The 16,177-nt window shown below is 52.7% G+C and carries 13 protein-coding genes and 1 pseudogene; 10 read left to right on the top strand and 4 right to left on the bottom strand.

All coding sequences use genetic code 11. From position 1 onward, the window contains the following. Window positions 1-46 precede the first annotated feature (46 nt). The 3 genes from IFJ82_RS08265 to IFJ82_RS08255 all read right to left on the bottom strand — a co-directional run bounded on the left by IFJ82_RS08265 (window position 47) and on the right by IFJ82_RS08255 (window position 2,830). Window positions 47-1,342, bottom strand: coding sequence for a class I SAM-dependent methyltransferase (locus IFJ82_RS08265; RefSeq protein WP_192263744.1), 1,296 nt, complete (start codon window positions 1,340-1,342; stop codon window positions 47-49). Between the two features lie 44 nt (window positions 1,343-1,386). Beyond that, entirely contained in the window at window positions 1,387-1,935 is a 549-nt protein-coding gene (locus IFJ82_RS08260; RefSeq protein WP_192263742.1) for a dTDP-4-dehydrorhamnose 3,5-epimerase family protein, read from the bottom strand. A 154-nt stretch (window positions 1,936-2,089) separates the two neighbouring features. Next, on the bottom strand, window positions 2,090-2,830 hold the full coding sequence (locus IFJ82_RS08255; RefSeq protein ID WP_192263739.1) for an SDR family NAD(P)-dependent oxidoreductase: 741 nt from the start codon (window positions 2,828-2,830) through the stop codon (window positions 2,090-2,092). Window positions 2,831-3,295: 465 nt separating this feature from the next. Here IFJ82_RS08255 and IFJ82_RS08250 point away from each other — a divergent pair, with 465 nt between their 5' ends. The 9 genes from IFJ82_RS08250 to IFJ82_RS08210 all read left to right on the top strand — a co-directional run bounded on the left by IFJ82_RS08250 (window position 3,296) and on the right by IFJ82_RS08210 (window position 12,925). Then, window positions 3,296-4,333 carry an NAD-dependent epimerase/dehydratase family protein gene (locus IFJ82_RS08250; RefSeq protein ID WP_192263736.1) on the top strand — a complete coding sequence of 346 codons (1,038 nt, stop codon included), beginning with the start codon at window positions 3,296-3,298 and terminating at the stop codon, window positions 4,331-4,333. A 49-nt stretch (window positions 4,334-4,382) separates the two neighbouring features. Then, complete coding sequence (locus IFJ82_RS08245; RefSeq protein WP_003619928.1) at window positions 4,383-5,276, top strand: hypothetical protein; 894 nt, start codon at window positions 4,383-4,385, stop codon at window positions 5,274-5,276. A gap of 76 nt (window positions 5,277-5,352) precedes the next feature. Continuing rightward, window positions 5,353-6,117 carry a glucose-1-phosphate cytidylyltransferase gene (rfbF, locus tag IFJ82_RS08240; protein ID WP_003619931.1) on the top strand — a complete coding sequence of 255 codons (765 nt, stop codon included), beginning with the start codon at window positions 5,353-5,355 and terminating at the stop codon, window positions 6,115-6,117. A gap of 135 nt (window positions 6,118-6,252) precedes the next feature. Beyond that, entirely contained in the window at window positions 6,253-6,678 is a 426-nt protein-coding gene (locus IFJ82_RS08235) for a hypothetical protein (protein ID WP_192263733.1), read from the top strand. Window positions 6,679-6,759: 81 nt separating this feature from the next. Continuing rightward, entirely contained in the window at window positions 6,760-8,502 is a 1,743-nt protein-coding gene (locus IFJ82_RS08230; protein WP_192263730.1) for a copper resistance system multicopper oxidase, read from the top strand. Between the two features lie 5 nt (window positions 8,503-8,507). After that, on the top strand, window positions 8,508-9,308 hold the full coding sequence (locus IFJ82_RS08225; protein WP_110549995.1) for a copper resistance protein B: 801 nt from the start codon (window positions 8,508-8,510) through the stop codon (window positions 9,306-9,308). Window positions 9,309-9,376: 68 nt separating this feature from the next. Next, window positions 9,377-9,664: a hypothetical protein gene (locus IFJ82_RS08220; protein WP_192263718.1), complete on the top strand. Its 288-nt coding sequence runs from the start codon at window positions 9,377-9,379 to the stop codon at window positions 9,662-9,664. 520 nt (window positions 9,665-10,184) lie between these two features. Continuing rightward, window positions 10,185-11,561, top strand: a complete 1,377-nt coding sequence (locus IFJ82_RS08215; RefSeq protein ID WP_192263716.1) for an 8-oxoguanine deaminase — start codon at window positions 10,185-10,187, stop codon at window positions 11,559-11,561. A gap of 56 nt (window positions 11,562-11,617) precedes the next feature. Next, window positions 11,618-12,925, top strand: a complete 1,308-nt coding sequence (locus IFJ82_RS08210; RefSeq protein WP_192263713.1) for an Hsp70 family protein — start codon at window positions 11,618-11,620, stop codon at window positions 12,923-12,925. Window positions 12,926-13,386: 461 nt separating this feature from the next. Here the strand turns inward: IFJ82_RS08210 and IFJ82_RS08200 are convergent. Beyond that, window positions 13,387-14,447, bottom strand: a pseudogene (locus IFJ82_RS08200) (PQQ-dependent sugar dehydrogenase). 186 nt (window positions 14,448-14,633) lie between these two features. Between IFJ82_RS08200 and IFJ82_RS08195 the strand changes: the two are divergent. Next, complete coding sequence (locus IFJ82_RS08195; RefSeq protein ID WP_003619948.1) at window positions 14,634-15,929, top strand: replication-associated recombination protein A; 1,296 nt, start codon at window positions 14,634-14,636, stop codon at window positions 15,927-15,929. The last annotated feature ends 248 nt before the right edge of the window (window positions 15,930-16,177 follow it).

Here is a 16,177-nt window from a genome sequence, read left to right as displayed (position 1 = left end):
ATTCCCTGATATGGTTTAGATATATATGTCAACAGACATTCATCAGTCATAATATTTCTATGCCCGGTATCGGGGTTACAAATTTTCCACCCCATTCACGAATATACGACATGGTATCAATGATTTCGTTTTTCAGATTCCATGGAAGGATCAATACAAAATCAGGCTTCTTTTCGCGGATTGCATCCGGGGCAAGGACCGGAATGCGCGTGCCAGGCAACAGCATATTCTGTTTATGTGGACTGGCATCGACCGTAAAGGAAAGCAATTCTGGCCCAACGCCACAATAATTTAAAAGCGTATTCCCTTTGGCCGGCGCACCATACCCAACAACAACTTTTCCATTGTGATGAGCATCAATAAGAAACTGAAGAATATTGCATTTTATATTCACAACAGATTTTGAAAATTGATCATATGTATCAAGGGATTCAAGGCCGAATTCACGTTCTTCCATACAAAGTTCATTGACGGCAGGATTTTCCTGTAATGTCGTATTTTCTTCATGCGTCGCATAAACCCGCAAGGATCCCCCATGCGTAGGAAGCTGCTCGACATCGAAAACACGCAATCCATGATTAAATAGTGCGCGACGGATAACCAGCAAAGAGATATAGGAAAAATGTTCATGATAAATGGTATCGAACTGATATTCCTGCATCAATTTCAATAGGTGCGGAAATTCAAATGTTATCACTCCTCCGGGCGCAAGAAGAATTTTGAACCCTTCAAGAAAATCATGAAGGTCAGGGACATGCGCAACAACATTATTGGCCACCATCAAGTCAGCCGCATATCCTGCCCCCTTCAACCGCATTGCAGTCTGTACGCCAAAAAAAGCGACTTCAGTGGGGATACCTTTTGCAATTGCAATTTCTGCTACATTCGCGGCGGGTTCTATTCCCAGGATTCTAATTCCAGCATCCTTTACATATTGCAAAAGATATCCATCATTACTTGCAATTTCTACGACCAAAGATTCAGTATTCAGCGAGAAACGCGCCCTTTGCTGTGCGACATATCTCTTTGCATGCTGGAGCCAACTGGCGGAATATGACGAAAAGTAGATATAATCCCCAAAAATGGATTGAGGGGATTCAAATTTAGATAATTGTACCAGGAAACATTTTTCACATACAAACGCATGAAGAGGATAGAATGCCTCCATTGTATTCTGCAGCTCAGGTTTGATAAATGAATTCGCCAGTGGCGAAAGCCCTAGATCAGCAACACTCCGCCGGAGAGGGGTAGCACATAAACGGCATGCCCCCGTCGATGAGTAGAGAATACTTGAATGAACATGAACACGATCATGGGGGGCGGAATGGGTTAAATTGTCCATGGTGATGATCCATTATACCGAGTGACGGGGAGGGATGTAGTATTTCAGGGAATCGTTGCATTTTTTGTTTCATAACAAGGCCAATTCAGGTCTTTTTCTGAAATATAAGTGACTGGTCGTGGCCATGAAATCCCAAGTCTCGGATCGTTATATCTGACACCTGATGCATGACTTTGCATATATATGCTTGACATGGCATATAATACCTCAACATCATCATTAAGTGTCATGAACCCATGGGCACAACCTGGCGGAATATAAACCATTTCATTACTAGAAAAACTCAGATAAAAACTTTCATATAACAGATATGTAGGTGAATCAGGACGAAGGTCACATATAACGTCATATATCTCCCCCCGCAGACAATGCACCAATTTAGCTTCTGCATAGGGTGGCCGCTGAAAATGGAGTCCTCGTAATGTACCTGCATAGGATGTGCGTGAAATACTTGTCTGTATAAAATCGCACGATATCCCATTTTCCAACAAGCAACCCTGATCGAATATACGTCCAAATGATCCCCGTTCGTCGCAATGACGGGGGAGAGTGATTTTCTGGACACCAAATATTTTGGTCGGTTCAAAAATCATCTTCTTCTGATCACGCTTGTGGCATTTTCCGAAGTACAACGGCATACCCCGGGATGCGTGCTAAAGAGTGCCCCAGAGAGAAAGTTTCCTGTTTTAAAAAATATTATTTATAAACTATCATAATATGCGCATATATACAGAATCTTCGTCTTTTTTAATCCCTTGGCAGATCTGGTGGACGGATCACGATATCCGTGATTTCCGCGCTTCGTGGTACAAACAGGCATCCTAATATGACATCCGCAATGTCCTTCGGCTGAAGAAGCGGGATCCTCATATCCGACCGACCTTCATGACGCAAAACCTCGGATTGCATTGGGGTTGCTGTCCGGCCAGGATAGACATTCAGTATGCGGATGCCGCGCCCGCGGCTCTCTTCGCGAAAGCGTGAAACCCCCTGTTTCAGAGCATGCTTGCTTGCTGCATACGCATCCATCGAAATACGCTCGCCTAATGATGCTGTCGAATTAAGAAATACCACCTGTCCACCCGCCGTTTCCAGAGCAGGCAATAACAGATTTGAAAGATATAGCGGGGCATCGACATTTACACGATGAAGTAAAATATTCATATCATTGGAGATCTCGGAAATGCTCCCTCCATGGAACATTCCAGCAGAGTGGATGAGGACATCAAGTGACTCGATATTGCGTATAAGAACAGGAAGAGCATCTTCATCCGTAATATCAATCGGACAGACAGTCGTAACATCTTTCCCAAGTTGATCTGCCAACAGATTCAGCGGAATACTTTTCCGCCCCACCAGAATAACATGATAACCGGCATGGCATAAAGCAGAGGCAACCGCACGGCCAATACCACTCCCCGCCCCAGTTACAAGGGCCTTTCCATGATGCGGACACCTGGAAGGCACAAATATATTTTCAGGTTCCATGGGGTCATCATTCCCTGTTCCAGCGTTCACCTTGAAACAAGATACTGGCAATAAAAAATAATATCTTCCCGATAATTTTGAAATTTATCGATTTATTTTCTTCGTATTTATAACGTTCTTACGCGCCTAAGCCTCCTATAGAACGTTGTCGAACTGACACGGTTTCTTTAATTCTTCATATATGCGCAAAAAACCAGATATCTGACAGGTTTGAAACGTTGCATAGGTTCGTTTGAAATTTGTTTTATAGAACATAAAACCCAGTCGAAGAAATGACGTTCGTCGTCGTAGATCAAGACAGAATAGACGATAAAGGGAATATGCGCACAAAAACCGTCATCCGAGGATGATGTGGCACATATGTGCCGATGTATGGAATGTCCTAAAATTTTAGGAACATTTTTCGCATGACTGCAATATCCGTAACCTGAGACAGTTTACCTCCCTCTGGAGCATAAGAAAAATATGCGCATACTCATTGTGGGAAATATGGGCTATGTCGGTCCAGTCGTCATACGACATCTGCGGGATCGATTCCCGACGGCGACACTTGTGGGATATGACAGTTGCCTGTTTGGCCAATGCCTGACCACATCCGGTCCGTTCCCGGAAATTATGCTTGATGCGCAATATTTTGGGGATGTACGCGATATTCCTGCTCCTTTCCTGAATGGAACGGATGCAGTCGTGCATCTGGCCGCCATTTCAAACGATCCAATGGGATCGCGATTTGAGGACGTAACTGACCAGATAAACCGTGGCGGCAGCCTGCATCTGGCCCAAATGGCCGCCCGTGCTGGCGTGCAGCACTTCGCGTTTGCCTCCAGTTGCAGTGTATATGGCGTAGCGGGTGGCCTGCCACGCAAGGAAAGTGATCCGGTCGAACCCCTGACCGCCTATGCCCGCTCGAAAATAGAGACTGAACGTGCCTTGATGCACATGGATGCAGGTGAAATGGCCATTACCTGCCTGCGTTTTGCAACGGCCTGTGGTTTCTCAGATCGCCTGCGACTTGATCTCGTAGTAAATGATTTTGTCGCCAGCGCCCTGACCTGTGGGGATATCACTGTCCTGAGCGATGGAACGCCCTGGCGTCCGCTGATCCATGTGCGGGATATGGCGCGCGCGCTCGAATGGGCGATAACACGCAAAGGGGAACGGCATCTTGTGGTCAATGCAGGCAGTAATGCCTGGAACCATACTGTCCGTAACCTTGCCGAGGCCGTGGCACAGCATCTGCCAGGCACCTCGGTGCATATTAACACCGAGGCCCCGCCAGACCGACGTTCTTACAAGGTTGATTTTTCCTTTTTCCAGAATATTGCACCTGATTTCATTCCGAGGGTCAGCCTGTCGGAGACCATCGCCGAACTCATTTCAGGTCTGCGGGGCATTGGCTTTTCCGACCGCAATTTTCGCAATTCCTCCCTGATACGCCTGCATGCGCTGAAGAACATGATGGATGCAGGATATCTGGGACAGGACCTGAGATGGGTCAGATGACCCCAAGGCAGGTCATCATCAGCCAGCATGCGGCAGCAGGATAGAATCCATGACCATTTTCCAACCGACATTCGCCACGTTCTGGGGCAGTGAAACCATTTCGGCATATGAGGCTGCCTGCATCAATTCCTATGTGGCGCATGGGTATACCTTCACCGTCTATAGTTACGAAGCGGTCAAGAACCTCCCTGCGGGTGTGATAAATGGTGATGCGCGCGACATTACCGATCCGGCCAACATGATGCGTTTCCTGATTAGGGGAAAGCCGAACCTCAGCCATTTTTCCGACCTGTTCCGCTATGAACTATCGCGCCGGACCGATCACATATGGGTCGACGCGGACATGCTCATGCTGCGCCGCATCGACTTGCCGCGATGGGACATGCTCCTTGCCAAAGAAGACCCGACTTCGGTGTGTGGCGCGATCATGCGCCTGGAACGCAATCATCCCAAACTTGATCATCTGGTCCATGAAACGCTGGCGTTGCGGGATCGCGATCTGGTCTGGGGGGCGACAGGCCCGCGTCTGCTGACATCGTTGTTCGGAAAACAGGTGATCATGCAGGAATCCTATGCCCCGCAATATTTCTTTCCCATCCATTTCCGGGAAGCATGGAAGATCCTCCTGCCGCAATACCGGCAGGAATGCGAAAAACTGTGCGCATCCGCCTATACGCTTCATCTGTGGAATGACCAGATGGTGCGCATCGGCATATGGAAACGCTTTGCCCCGCCACGCGGCTCATTTCTGGCGGAGTGTTTCGCAGCCACGAACGGGCTTGATTTCTTTGAGGATTTCTACCCTCTCCAGGTCATGGAACACATGGTCTCCAACTGGAGGTTCCGTTGTGAGGGAGGGGAGATCGGCATGGGACAATGGCTTCGCCGGGGCCTGCCGAGTGTTGGCGTGACCGTGCGCCGCCGATTGAACCTGCCGACATGAACACACATGCGACAAAAGGTGTGCAACGTCACGGGCTGTCAAATTTTACCTGAGACCTGAATGGAGAGCAGTGATCATGAAAGCCGTTATCCTATCCGGTGGTTATGGAACACGCCTGATGGAGGAAACCGACAGCAGGCCAAAACCTATGGTTGAAATCGGGGGACGTCCCATCCTGTGGCACATCATGAAAATCTATTCCCATGCGGGGATCAATGATTTTGTGATTCCCCTTGGCTACAAGGCAGAGATGATCAAGCAGTATTTTGCCAATTACCATCTCCTGTCATCGGATATCACGGTTGATATGCAAAACGATACTATTGTCACCCTGAAACGCAGTGCCGAACCATGGCGTGTAACGTTGGTGGATACCGGGCTTGATACCATGACGGGTGGTCGTCTGCGACGCCTGCAACCCTATCTGCAGGATGAAGCGTTTTGCATGACATATGGCGATGGGGTCGCCGAAATAGATGTGCGCACGACGGTTGCGTTCCATCACAGCCACGGCCGTGTTGCAACCGTCACGGCGGTCAAGCCCCCGGCGCGTTTTGGCACACTGGAAATCGTCAACGGATGCGTCGAAGCCTTCCGTGAAAAGCCCATCGAACCCGGTTATGTAAATGGTGGCTTTTTCGTGCTGTCACCTTCGGTCTTTGGGTATCTGGAAGATGATGAAACCGTTTTCGAACGCACTCCGCTGGAGCGCCTGGCCAGCGATGGGCAGTTGATGGCGCTCAAACATGATGCATTCTGGCATTCCATGGATACCCTGCGTGACAAGCGTCATCTGGAACATCTATGGGAAACACGCAACGCACCCTGGCGCATGTGGTAAACATAATGCGGATGCACATATCTGACGTGCATATACGAAAGGAGGGGTGGACATGGGCACCCGGCGACATGCTATGATGCCGATTGTCCCACCGGGGCATGTCAAAGAAGTCCTGTGGATGGCAGGGAAACGGGTGTGAACGCGATCGGCGCAAAAAAGTGGCGGTATATGATGGCCTGCCTGTTCTTTCAGGTCGGGATGCTGCTGTCTGTCGTGCCGGTATATGCTGCACCCAGCCCCACTGGTATCGAGGCGATGCCTGATACACACGCCCGGGATACATATGCGACCCCGGCGATGGCGGCAATGCCAGGCGTCCATCAATCCTCCCCCCAATGCCATCATCACCAGCCGTGCGACACACACCAATCCTGCAAACATGGCGATGCAGGATGCTGCCTGTCGGGTCCAGCCTGCATGACCGGTTGGGCGGTGACACCAGGTTTTGTGCCACTGATGCAGGCACGTGCAGACACAGTGACCTTTGGCAGCCGTTATGCCATTGGTGCAGGCGGGGTGGCATCCGCCCCCGCACTTCCACCCCCCAGAAAAACGGTCTGATCCCTTCCTGACCGTTTCGGAACCGGACTTCCCGCATGGGAAGACACGGTACCGTCCATATTTTCTGGCGGATATCTATCCATGACACTTGTATCGCATGCGAAAGGCGGGGCGTTGACGCGTCGTCGTTTCGTAACCGGCGCAGGCATATGGGGCGCGCTTGTGACCGCAGGCACAAGCCCCCATGCCCGTGCGCAATCCCCCATGACGGGGCAACCTGCCGCCACGCCGTCCACCCGCTTTGACCTGGGCATTGAACGCCTGCACGCCAACATGACAGGACACCGCGTCCGTGCCGTGGGGGTCAATGGTTCCATCCCGGCCCCGATCCTGCGCTGGCGACAGGGGGACACTGTTGAACTCAATGTCACGAACCACCTGCATGAAGACAGTTCCATCCACTGGCACGGCATCCGCCTGCCTGCCGCCATGGATGGCGTGCCGGGACTGAGCTTTGCCGGCATTCCCCCGGGCGAGACATTCACCTACCGCTTTCGCCTGCACCAGAGTGGCACCTACTGGTATCATAGCCATTCCGGCTTTCAGGAACAGCAGGGCATGTATGGGGCGATCATCATCGACCCCAGACATGGGGAAACCCATCATTATGACCGTGAATATGTGATGGTTCTGTCCGACTGGACAGACGTGGCCCCAGCAGACATCGTCTCCAACCTCAAATTCGACAGCGACTATTACAATTTTCGCCAGCGCACGGTGGGAACCCTGTTCCATGACATGCGCCACAAGGGCATATCGGCAACGTTGCATGACCGTCTGCAATGGGGCGGGATGAACATGGCGCCGACCGACATCCTTGATGTGTCAGGTATCATCTATACCTACCTTCTGAACGGGCACTCGCCACAGGCCAACTGGACGGGCCTGTTCGGGCCGGGAGAACGCATACGACTGCGTTTCATCAACGCTTCGTCCATGACGTTGTTTGATATCCGCATCCCAGGGCTGGAGATGACGGTCATACAGGCCGATGGCAACGAAGTCGAACCTGTAACAATAGATGAATTCCGCATCGGTACGGCGGAAACCTATGACGTTCTGGTCACCCCACGCGGGTCCGGTCCATACACCATCTTCGCACAGGCCGAAGACCGGACCGGATATGCACGTGGTACGCTTGCGACCCGTGCAGGAGTTTCTGGGCCGATCCCCCCGATGGACCCACGCCCACTGCGCACCATGACGGACATGGGGATGGGGAATATGGACATGCATACCCCATCTTCGCCTAAGTCCAAGGAAATGGAGGGCATGGACATGTCACACATGACGCATGATATGCCCGCCCATTCCACCCCACGCCTGCGCCCTGGTGTGGAAGTACAGAGCATCGCCATGATGCCCATCAACCGCCTGGCAGAAGCAGGGGATGGGCTGGATCATAATGGCCGCCGCGTCCTGACCTATGCCGATCTGCGCGCGACCATCGCAGGCGCGGACCCCAGACCACCATCGCGTGAGATCACATTGCATCTGACAGGCAATATGCAGCGCTTCATATGGGGGTTCGACGGTAAAAAATTCTCCGAAGCGGACGCAATCCGCCTCACGCTGGGCGAACGGGTCAGGTTCATCGTGATCAATGACACGATGATGGAACATCCGATCCACCTGCATGGATTCTGGAGTGAACTGGAAAACGGGCAGGGGGAGTACCGCCCCTATAAACATACGATCATCGTCAAGCCAGGCGAGAGACTGAGTTACCTTGTCACCGTCGATGAACCAGGGATGTGGGCCTATCACTGTCATCTGCTCTATCATATGGAACTGGGCATGTTCCGCACGGTCATCGTGTCATGAAACACATGTTCATCATTGCCACGATATTACCATGTATCCCCGTCTCCTCCCTTCATGCACAGGCCGTCACCCCGATGGCACAGGCCCACACCATGAAAAATAGTGGCGTGCAGAAAAAAGGGCTGTCTTCTGCGCCTGTTGCCTATGTCAACGCAATGCCACCGGTCATGGATCATAATCTCTATGCCCATGCCCTGCTTGATGAGTTCGAGGCACGCTATAACGCCAATGGGGGACAGTTCCGATATGACGGACAGGCGTGGGTCGGCACGGATTACAACAAGCTGTGGCTGAAATCTGAAGGTACGGTGGGTACGAACGGAAAGTTTGGCGACGGCGATCATGAAATTCTGTATGATCGTGCCATCTCGCGCTATTTCGATGTCCAGACCGGGGTTCGGATGGATATCGACAATGGTCCCACCCGCGCATGGGGTGCAGTCGGGATAGAAGGGCTGGCGCTTTATTTCTTTGACGTGGAAGCGACTGCTTATTTCAGCGATCGTGGCGCAGCCGGCCGCCTGCAGGGATCATATGACCTGTTGCTGACCAACCGCCTGATCCTTCAACCTCAGGTCGAACTTAATTTCTACTCACAATCCGATCCGGGTCGGGCGAACGGACGGGGCCTGTCTGATATCGATACAGGATTGAGGCTGCGTTATGAATGGCATCGCAAACTCGCCCCCTATATTGGCGTCACCTATAGCGGCACATTCAACCAGGCCACAACGTTGGCACGGGCGCGTGGCGAACATGACCTGCATGACCTGAATTTCACATTCGGGCTACGGACATGGTTCTGAAGGCAGGGCAGGGCCGGTTCCCCCAAGATATGAAAAAATATTCCTGTATAAATAAGGATTACAAAGCAATGATGAAACATGGTTCCCGGTTTTTTGCCCTTTCGACCATTATGGGCACGATCTTCCTGATGGCCCCTTACGCCCATGCAGCCACCACTCCGGCGATGCAGATGCACGATATGCAGGGAATGGAACATATGGAGGGGATGGAAGGAATGGAGGGGATGACCCATCATCCTGCACCGGCACCACATCCCACCCATCGCATCCAGGACCACATGGCGCAACAGAACGGACATCCATCCGCAGCCAGAACAGGTCCATTAGGTATGCCGGAAGCCGTGCGTGAACGATAAGAAATGGTTTTAACAATACCCTGACAAAAGAAGAGGATTCATAAAGCCCTTGCGAGAATTCTTCAAAAAACGTCACAAGGGCCACGCCTTTCGGCAGGCTGCTGAAGACAGGGAAACGCATATTTCTGAGCTATATTCATGCATTTTTTGGTAAGAGATTATTTTAAACCAAATCATTGACAAAAAATAAGAAAAGTTTTTGGTGCCGCCTTTTTAAAAAAGGCGGCGTTTTGTGAAGATTTTTAGGAAAATATTCACCAAAAACCTTATGTAATTCCAGATGTTATCGAGCCTGATTTTTCAAACGGTCTATAAAGTTTTTTTTAATAGGGTTCACACGCCTTCCCCTTTTGGAGAAAACTGACTGTTAAAGAATTTTATCGTTTTTTGTCAGTGACTTGTTCCAAAATCATGTCCGTCCCCCTGACTAATTCCCATACTGTTCCCATGACATGGGTGCACATTTCATGTCGATCCCGCTATAGTACAACGTACAACGCCCACATTGGTTAAGAAATCCATGCCCCATTCCATACTGCTTAAAAACGCGCTGATGCTTGTGACGATGGATACGCAGCGACGTGAAATCGCCGGGGGCTGGGTCCTGATACAGGACCAGCAGATCGTACGTGTTGGCATGGCCGACGAAGTACCGCCCACCGCGGACGAGATCATGGACATGTCAGGTCATGTGGTCATGCCAGGCATGGTCAACACCCATCACCACATGTACCAGACCCTGACCCGTGCCGTGCCCGAAGCACAGGATGTCTCCCTGTTCGGCTGGCTGCGTACGCTCTATCCCATCTGGGCACGCCTGACGCCGGATATGATCCGGGTTTCTACATGCACGGCAATGGCGGAACTGATTCTTTCGGGCTGCACCACCAGTAGTGACCATCTGTACCTGTTCCCGAATGGCAGCCGCCTTGATGACCAGATTGAGGCGGCAACCACGATGGGCATGCGCTTTCATGCCGCCCGTGGCGCAATGAGTGTTGGTGAAAGCAAGGGGGGACTGCCCCCCGACAGTCTGGTGGAGGATGAAAAAACCATCCTGCATGACATGCAACGTGTGGTCGAAACATATCATGATCCCTCCCGCCTTGCGATGCGACGCATTGTCCTGGCCCCCTGTTCGCCATTTTCCGTCAGTCGGGATCTGATGCGCGAATCAGCAGCACTGGCGCGTGCAACGGGCACAAGGCTCCACACCCATCTTGCTGAAAACGCCAGCGATATCGAATATAGCCGCGCAACTTTTGGCATGACTCCGGCAGAATATGCTGAGGATACGGGCTGGCTTGGGCCGGATGTATGGCATGCACATTGCGTCCGTCTGGATCATGCCGGCATTGAACGTTTTGGGCGCAGCGGGACAGGCGTTGCCCACTGCCCATGTTCCAATATGCGTCTGGGGTCAGGCATTGCACCCGTGCGCCATATGATGGCCCATGGTGTGCCCATAGGGCTGGGGGTGGACGGTTCGGCCTCCAATGACAGCAGCCACATGCTGACAGAGGCACGCCAGGCGATGCTTGTTTCGCGATTGCGTGATAATGGGGACGATACCCCCATGATGGGGGCACGCACCGTTCTCGAACTTGCGACACGAGGGGGAGCCACCGTTCTGGGACGTGATGATATCGGGCATCTGTCGCCGGGCATGGCGGCGGACCTTGTCGCCTTTGACATGCGTGGCATCGAATATGCCGGGGCGCTGGTGGACCCTGTCGCAGCCCTTGTGTTCTGCACCCCGCGCAATGTGGCACTGTCGATCATCAACGGACAGGTCGTCGTACGTGACGGACATCTGCTGACATGTGATACGGGAATGCTTGCCGAACGACACAACCGTCTGGCCCATGCCTTGCTGAACAATGAGACCCTGGCCTGAGGCAACTGATGTTACGATGGATGGACATACGGCAGATGGATGATTATTGAGGCGCCATGTCTTCCATCGGATCCCCCCAGAGCGTCAGGCTCGGCATTGATTTCGGCACGACCAACACTGTTATTGTCCTGCTGGATGAAAATGGGCACCCCCATCCGGCACGCTTTTCCTTTCCCCATCACGAGGCCACGGAAACCTGCCGTTCGCTGCTGTGCCTGTGGCATGAGGAAACGCAGGCAGGGCGCATCAGCCTGTGCGAAGCCATAGGTGCCGCAGCTATCGATGCCTATCTGGAGGATCCGGCCGAAAGCCGCCTGATCATGTCCATGAAATCCTATCTGGCGCAGGCCTCCTTTCGCCAGACGCGCCTGCTTGGGCATGTCATGACGCTGGAGATGATGATCGCGCGCTTTCTGGGTTGCCTGATGCGCACGATCGGAATTGATCCCGCCACAGTCACCGCCACGGTGGGCCGCCCAGTGCATTTCGCGGGGGACGGCGTCGATGATGCCTTTGGGGAGCAGCGATTGCGCGACAGTTTCCGTGCCGCAGGGTTTCACCATGTCGATGTAGCCCTCGAACCCGAAGCCGCAGGGTGGCGCTTCGCCCGCCGCCTTGGCACACCAGCCACAGTGCTGGTGGGGGATTTCGGTGGGGGCACCAGTGATTTTTCCATCCTGCGTTTCGACCCCGATACCCCGCATCGGGCAACACCATTAGGATATTCCGGTGTTGGCATCGCAGGCGATCAGTTCGATTACCGTATCATTGATAATGTCATTGCTCCTGAACTGGGACGGCATACCACTTATCGCGTGATGGGTGGCGCACCACTGCCGGTCCCGGCGGAATGGTATGCAAGCCTTGGCCGCTGGCATCGCCTTGCCCTGATGCGCACGCCACAAACCCTGCGCGATATCTCGGAAGTGGCGCGCACGGCCTCAGAACCGGATCGACTACTTGCATTGCGTAACCTGATTGATGATCAGCAGGGACAGGCACTTTATCGTGCCGTGGGCGCGGCAAAGCGGGAATTGTCACAGGCCGACCGCGCGATCTTGACATATGATCATCGGGATATTCACATCAATCGTACAATCACACGCACCGAATTCGAAAACTGGATCGCCCCGGACCTGCATCGCTTTGATGCGGCCGTTGAAAACGCCCTTGAACGTGCGGCGCTGCCTGCAAGCGCGATAGACCGCGTTTTCCTGACCGGTGGCACATCGTTCGTACCTGCGGTGCGGGACCTGTTCACCCGTCGCTTTGGCGCGGAACGTGTTGATACGGGCGGAGAGTTCGTCTCGGTCGCAGAGGGGTTGGCCCTGATGAATGCGCAGCCCCGCGAGAAACGGGACTAAATTTCACAGGTGTTTTGTGAGGATTGCTTTTTGCAAACATTACAGAACACCCACCGGACTCTTATGGCGACAAGATAATTTCCAGACAGATGCTTCAAATCGGATTGGGTGCAGAATCGATCAAGCACACAGATTAAGAGATTGTTTGAAAAAAATCATTGATAAAAAACAGGAAAAGTTTTTTGGGCGCTGCCTTTTTTCAAAAAGGCGGCGTCTTCTGAAGCTTTTTGAAAAAAGATTCACCAAAAACCTTTATGATTTCAGTATGTTATCGCGCCTGACGTTTCAAACAGTCTCTAAATATGACCATCACGGTTTTTGAATTTACACTTTTTCTGTGGAGAATATTATAAAATATATTCGCGGATTACTTATTCCCCGTCAGTGTTTTATTTATTTTTTACATACCGTTACTGAAATATCCGAATTTTATGGTGTTCGGATATTCTGCCATCCCCATTTCAACCCGCATGTCCATCATAGGTCAGACGATAGATCGCACCGGCCAGGTCATCACTGACAAGGACGCTGCCATCGGGCAGGGGCTGTACATCCGCAGGCCGCCCCCACGGGGTCTCTTCATGTTGAAAACCGTCTACAAGGACAGAGGCTGGCCCTACGCTGCCACCCGCACTGACAGGGACTGCCACCACCCTGTATCCCGACAGACGGGAACGGTTCCATGACCCATGCTCCGCAATCAGCAGGCCACCACGATACATTGCGGGAAACATCGTTCCTTCGTAAAATCGTAACCCGAGGGCCGCGACATGTGCGCCCGCCTGAGGACAGGCGGTGTAAACCCAGCACATGGATGACCCTTGCCATAGACAGGATCAGGAATGTTACCCTGATGGCAATAGGGAAATCCAAAGGATTGCCCAACCCTGTCAATACGGTTCAGCTCATCAGATGGGATGTCATCGCCCATCATATCGCGGCCATTATCGGTAAACCACAGGGCGCCCGTTCCGGGCTGCCACGTAAATCCCACGGTGTTACGGATGCCATACGCCACATCCTCACGCCCGGTGCCGTCGGGATTCATGCGGATCAGACGACCGAACTCATGCCCGATATCACAAACATTGCACGGTGCGCCAATCGGAACATACAGCTTGCCATCTGGTCCAAACGCAATGAATTTCCATGAATGGTCCCCCGCACGATAGGGCAGGTTATCCGCGACCGTTTGCGGTGTGGGCGGGTGGTCCAACCGGTCCTCTATCCCCCGGAGGACGACAATCCGGCGGGTATCGGAAATATACAGATCCCCCTGATGAAAGGCCACACCAACCGGGAGGTTCAGGCCATGGGCCACCACCCGCACTTGTGGTGCATGACCGTCTGCCCCGTCTGTCAGGGCATAGACCTTGCCCGCCCCCATGGAGCCGACAAAAATCGTCCCCCGATCACCAAGCGCCATTTCACGCGCACCGGGGACATGACTGGTATAAGTAGCAATATGGAACCCCGCTGGCAGTTGCAGCGCCTCTGGCCGTGGGGCGGCCTGTGCGGCCATATGCCAGAATGATGCACCCAGAAACAGTGAGAGCACGATACCATGACGACCCAGGCGACAAGATGACATGATCCGATCCTTTATCAGGGACGACAGAACAGGGAACATAAATGTAGGGCTTCCGTCTTCTGAAACGCATCTGGAAAATGCATAATCCGGCATAGACATGAACACCATGGAGAAAACGTGACATCCCTGTTCGAGACCGTAGCGCCCCGTCCCCTTGCCGAAGCCCTGCGTCCGGAACGGATCGAGGATGTCATTGGCCAGGCCCACCTGATGGCCCCAGATCGGCCCATTGGCCGCATGGTGGCATCGGGGCGCCTGTCATCCATGATTTTCTGGGGCCCTCCGGGAACGGGAAAAACCACGCTGGCACGCATACTCGCCGCGCGTTCGGGCATGGCGTTTGAACAGATCTCCGCCGTCATGTCAGGTATGGCAGACCTGAAAAAAGCACTCGCCCGGGCGCAGGGCCTTCGCCAGCAGGGGCAGACAAAGGGCATGGTCCTGTTCGTCGATGAAATCCATCGCTGGAACAAGGCACAGCAGGATGCACTGTTACCGTATGTGGAAGACGGGACCATCGTCCTGATCGGTGCAACCACCGAAAATCCCTCTTTTGAACTGAATCGCGCGCTTGCCAGCAGGGCGCAGGTCATGGTGCTTGAACGGCTTGCCACACACGACCTGTCGATCCTGCTGGAACGTGCGGAGGCGCATTTGGGCCATACGCTTCCCCTTGAGGCGGAGGCGCGCACCGAACTGCTGAACATGGCGGATGGCGACGGGCGTTACCTGCTGGTGATGGCCGAAGCACTGTCGGATCTCGGCCCTGACGCCGCCGTTACGCCCGAACAGCTTCATACCCTTGTACAACGCAAAGCACATGCCGGCGACAAGGGATCGGATATTCATCATGCGCTACTGTCCGCGTTTCAGAAATCAATCCGGGGTTCGGATGTGCAGGCAGCACTTTACTGGCTGGCCCGGCTGCTCAGAAGTGGGGAACCACCACGCGCGATCCTGCGCCGCCTGATGGTCATGGCGACGGAGGAAGTCGGTCTTGCCGATCCGCGCGCCATCGAACAGGCCGCCGCCTGCGCGGCTGTGTTTGAACGGATCGGGGAACCAGAAGGACTGCCCGCACTTGCACAATGCGTGGGATACTTGGCAACCGCGATCAAATCCAATGCAATCTACAAGGCATTCTACACCGCCATGGACCTTGCCGAGGCACATGGTTCAATCATGCCGCCAAAGCATCTGGTCAATGCGCCAACGGCACTGATGAAGGCGCAGGGCTTCAAGGATGGATATAGATACGACCATGATTTCCCGCATGCCTTCAGCGGTCAGCCGTTTTTTCCCGACATATTAAGCGGGCCAGACAGACCGGAAATCTATCGTCCCAATGCACGGGGATATGAACGCGATATCCTGAAGCGATTGGCATGGTGGGACCAGCGCCGCGAAAACTAGGCAATGTTTACTACGATTATTAAAATTACCATCCTGTATTTTAGAAATATTATTACGAAAAACTTTCCAATCCGATGGATTGTTAAACACTTCTCAAGAGGAAGAACCAATATACGATTGAAATTACAAATTTTATGAATATTTTCCAAGATACTGCGAAAAAACAGTATCTTGGAAATTTTTACATTTATATAAATAGTTTGTTTTCCAAATACCCCCTCCATTTACAGATCATATACGCATACCGC

It is taken from the genome of Novacetimonas hansenii (genome assembly GCF_014843995.1).
Classification (GTDB): Bacteria; Pseudomonadota; Alphaproteobacteria; order Acetobacterales; family Acetobacteraceae; genus Novacetimonas; species Novacetimonas hansenii.
The sequence above is the reverse complement of the archived record's forward strand: the minus strand, read 5'-3'. Positions and strand labels throughout refer to the sequence as shown.

What these genes read in the sequence shown, in the direction of transcription:
- IFJ82_RS08265 (WP_192263744.1), bottom strand. Translation starts at nt 1,342, where the DNA reads ATGGACAATTTAACCCATTCCGCCCCCCATGATCGTGTTCATGTTCAT.
- IFJ82_RS08260 (WP_192263742.1), bottom strand. Translation starts at nt 1,935, where the DNA reads ATGATTTTTGAACCGACCAAAATATTTGGTGTCCAGAAAATCACTCTC.
- IFJ82_RS08255 (WP_192263739.1), bottom strand. Translation starts at nt 2,830, where the DNA reads ATGGAACCTGAAAATATATTTGTGCCTTCCAGGTGTCCGCATCATGGA.
- IFJ82_RS08250 (WP_192263736.1), top strand. Translation starts at nt 3,296, where the DNA reads ATGCGCATACTCATTGTGGGAAATATGGGCTATGTCGGTCCAGTCGTC.
- IFJ82_RS08245 (WP_003619928.1), top strand. Translation starts at nt 4,383, where the DNA reads ATGACCATTTTCCAACCGACATTCGCCACGTTCTGGGGCAGTGAAACC.
- rfbF (WP_003619931.1), top strand. Translation starts at nt 5,353, where the DNA reads ATGAAAGCCGTTATCCTATCCGGTGGTTATGGAACACGCCTGATGGAG.
- IFJ82_RS08230 (WP_192263730.1), top strand. Translation starts at nt 6,760, where the DNA reads ATGACACTTGTATCGCATGCGAAAGGCGGGGCGTTGACGCGTCGTCGT.
- IFJ82_RS08225 (WP_110549995.1), top strand. Translation starts at nt 8,508, where the DNA reads ATGTTCATCATTGCCACGATATTACCATGTATCCCCGTCTCCTCCCTT.
- IFJ82_RS08220 (WP_192263718.1), top strand. Translation starts at nt 9,377, where the DNA reads ATGATGAAACATGGTTCCCGGTTTTTTGCCCTTTCGACCATTATGGGC.
- IFJ82_RS08215 (WP_192263716.1), top strand. Translation starts at nt 10,185, where the DNA reads ATGCCCCATTCCATACTGCTTAAAAACGCGCTGATGCTTGTGACGATG.
- IFJ82_RS08210 (WP_192263713.1), top strand. Translation starts at nt 11,618, where the DNA reads ATGTCTTCCATCGGATCCCCCCAGAGCGTCAGGCTCGGCATTGATTTC.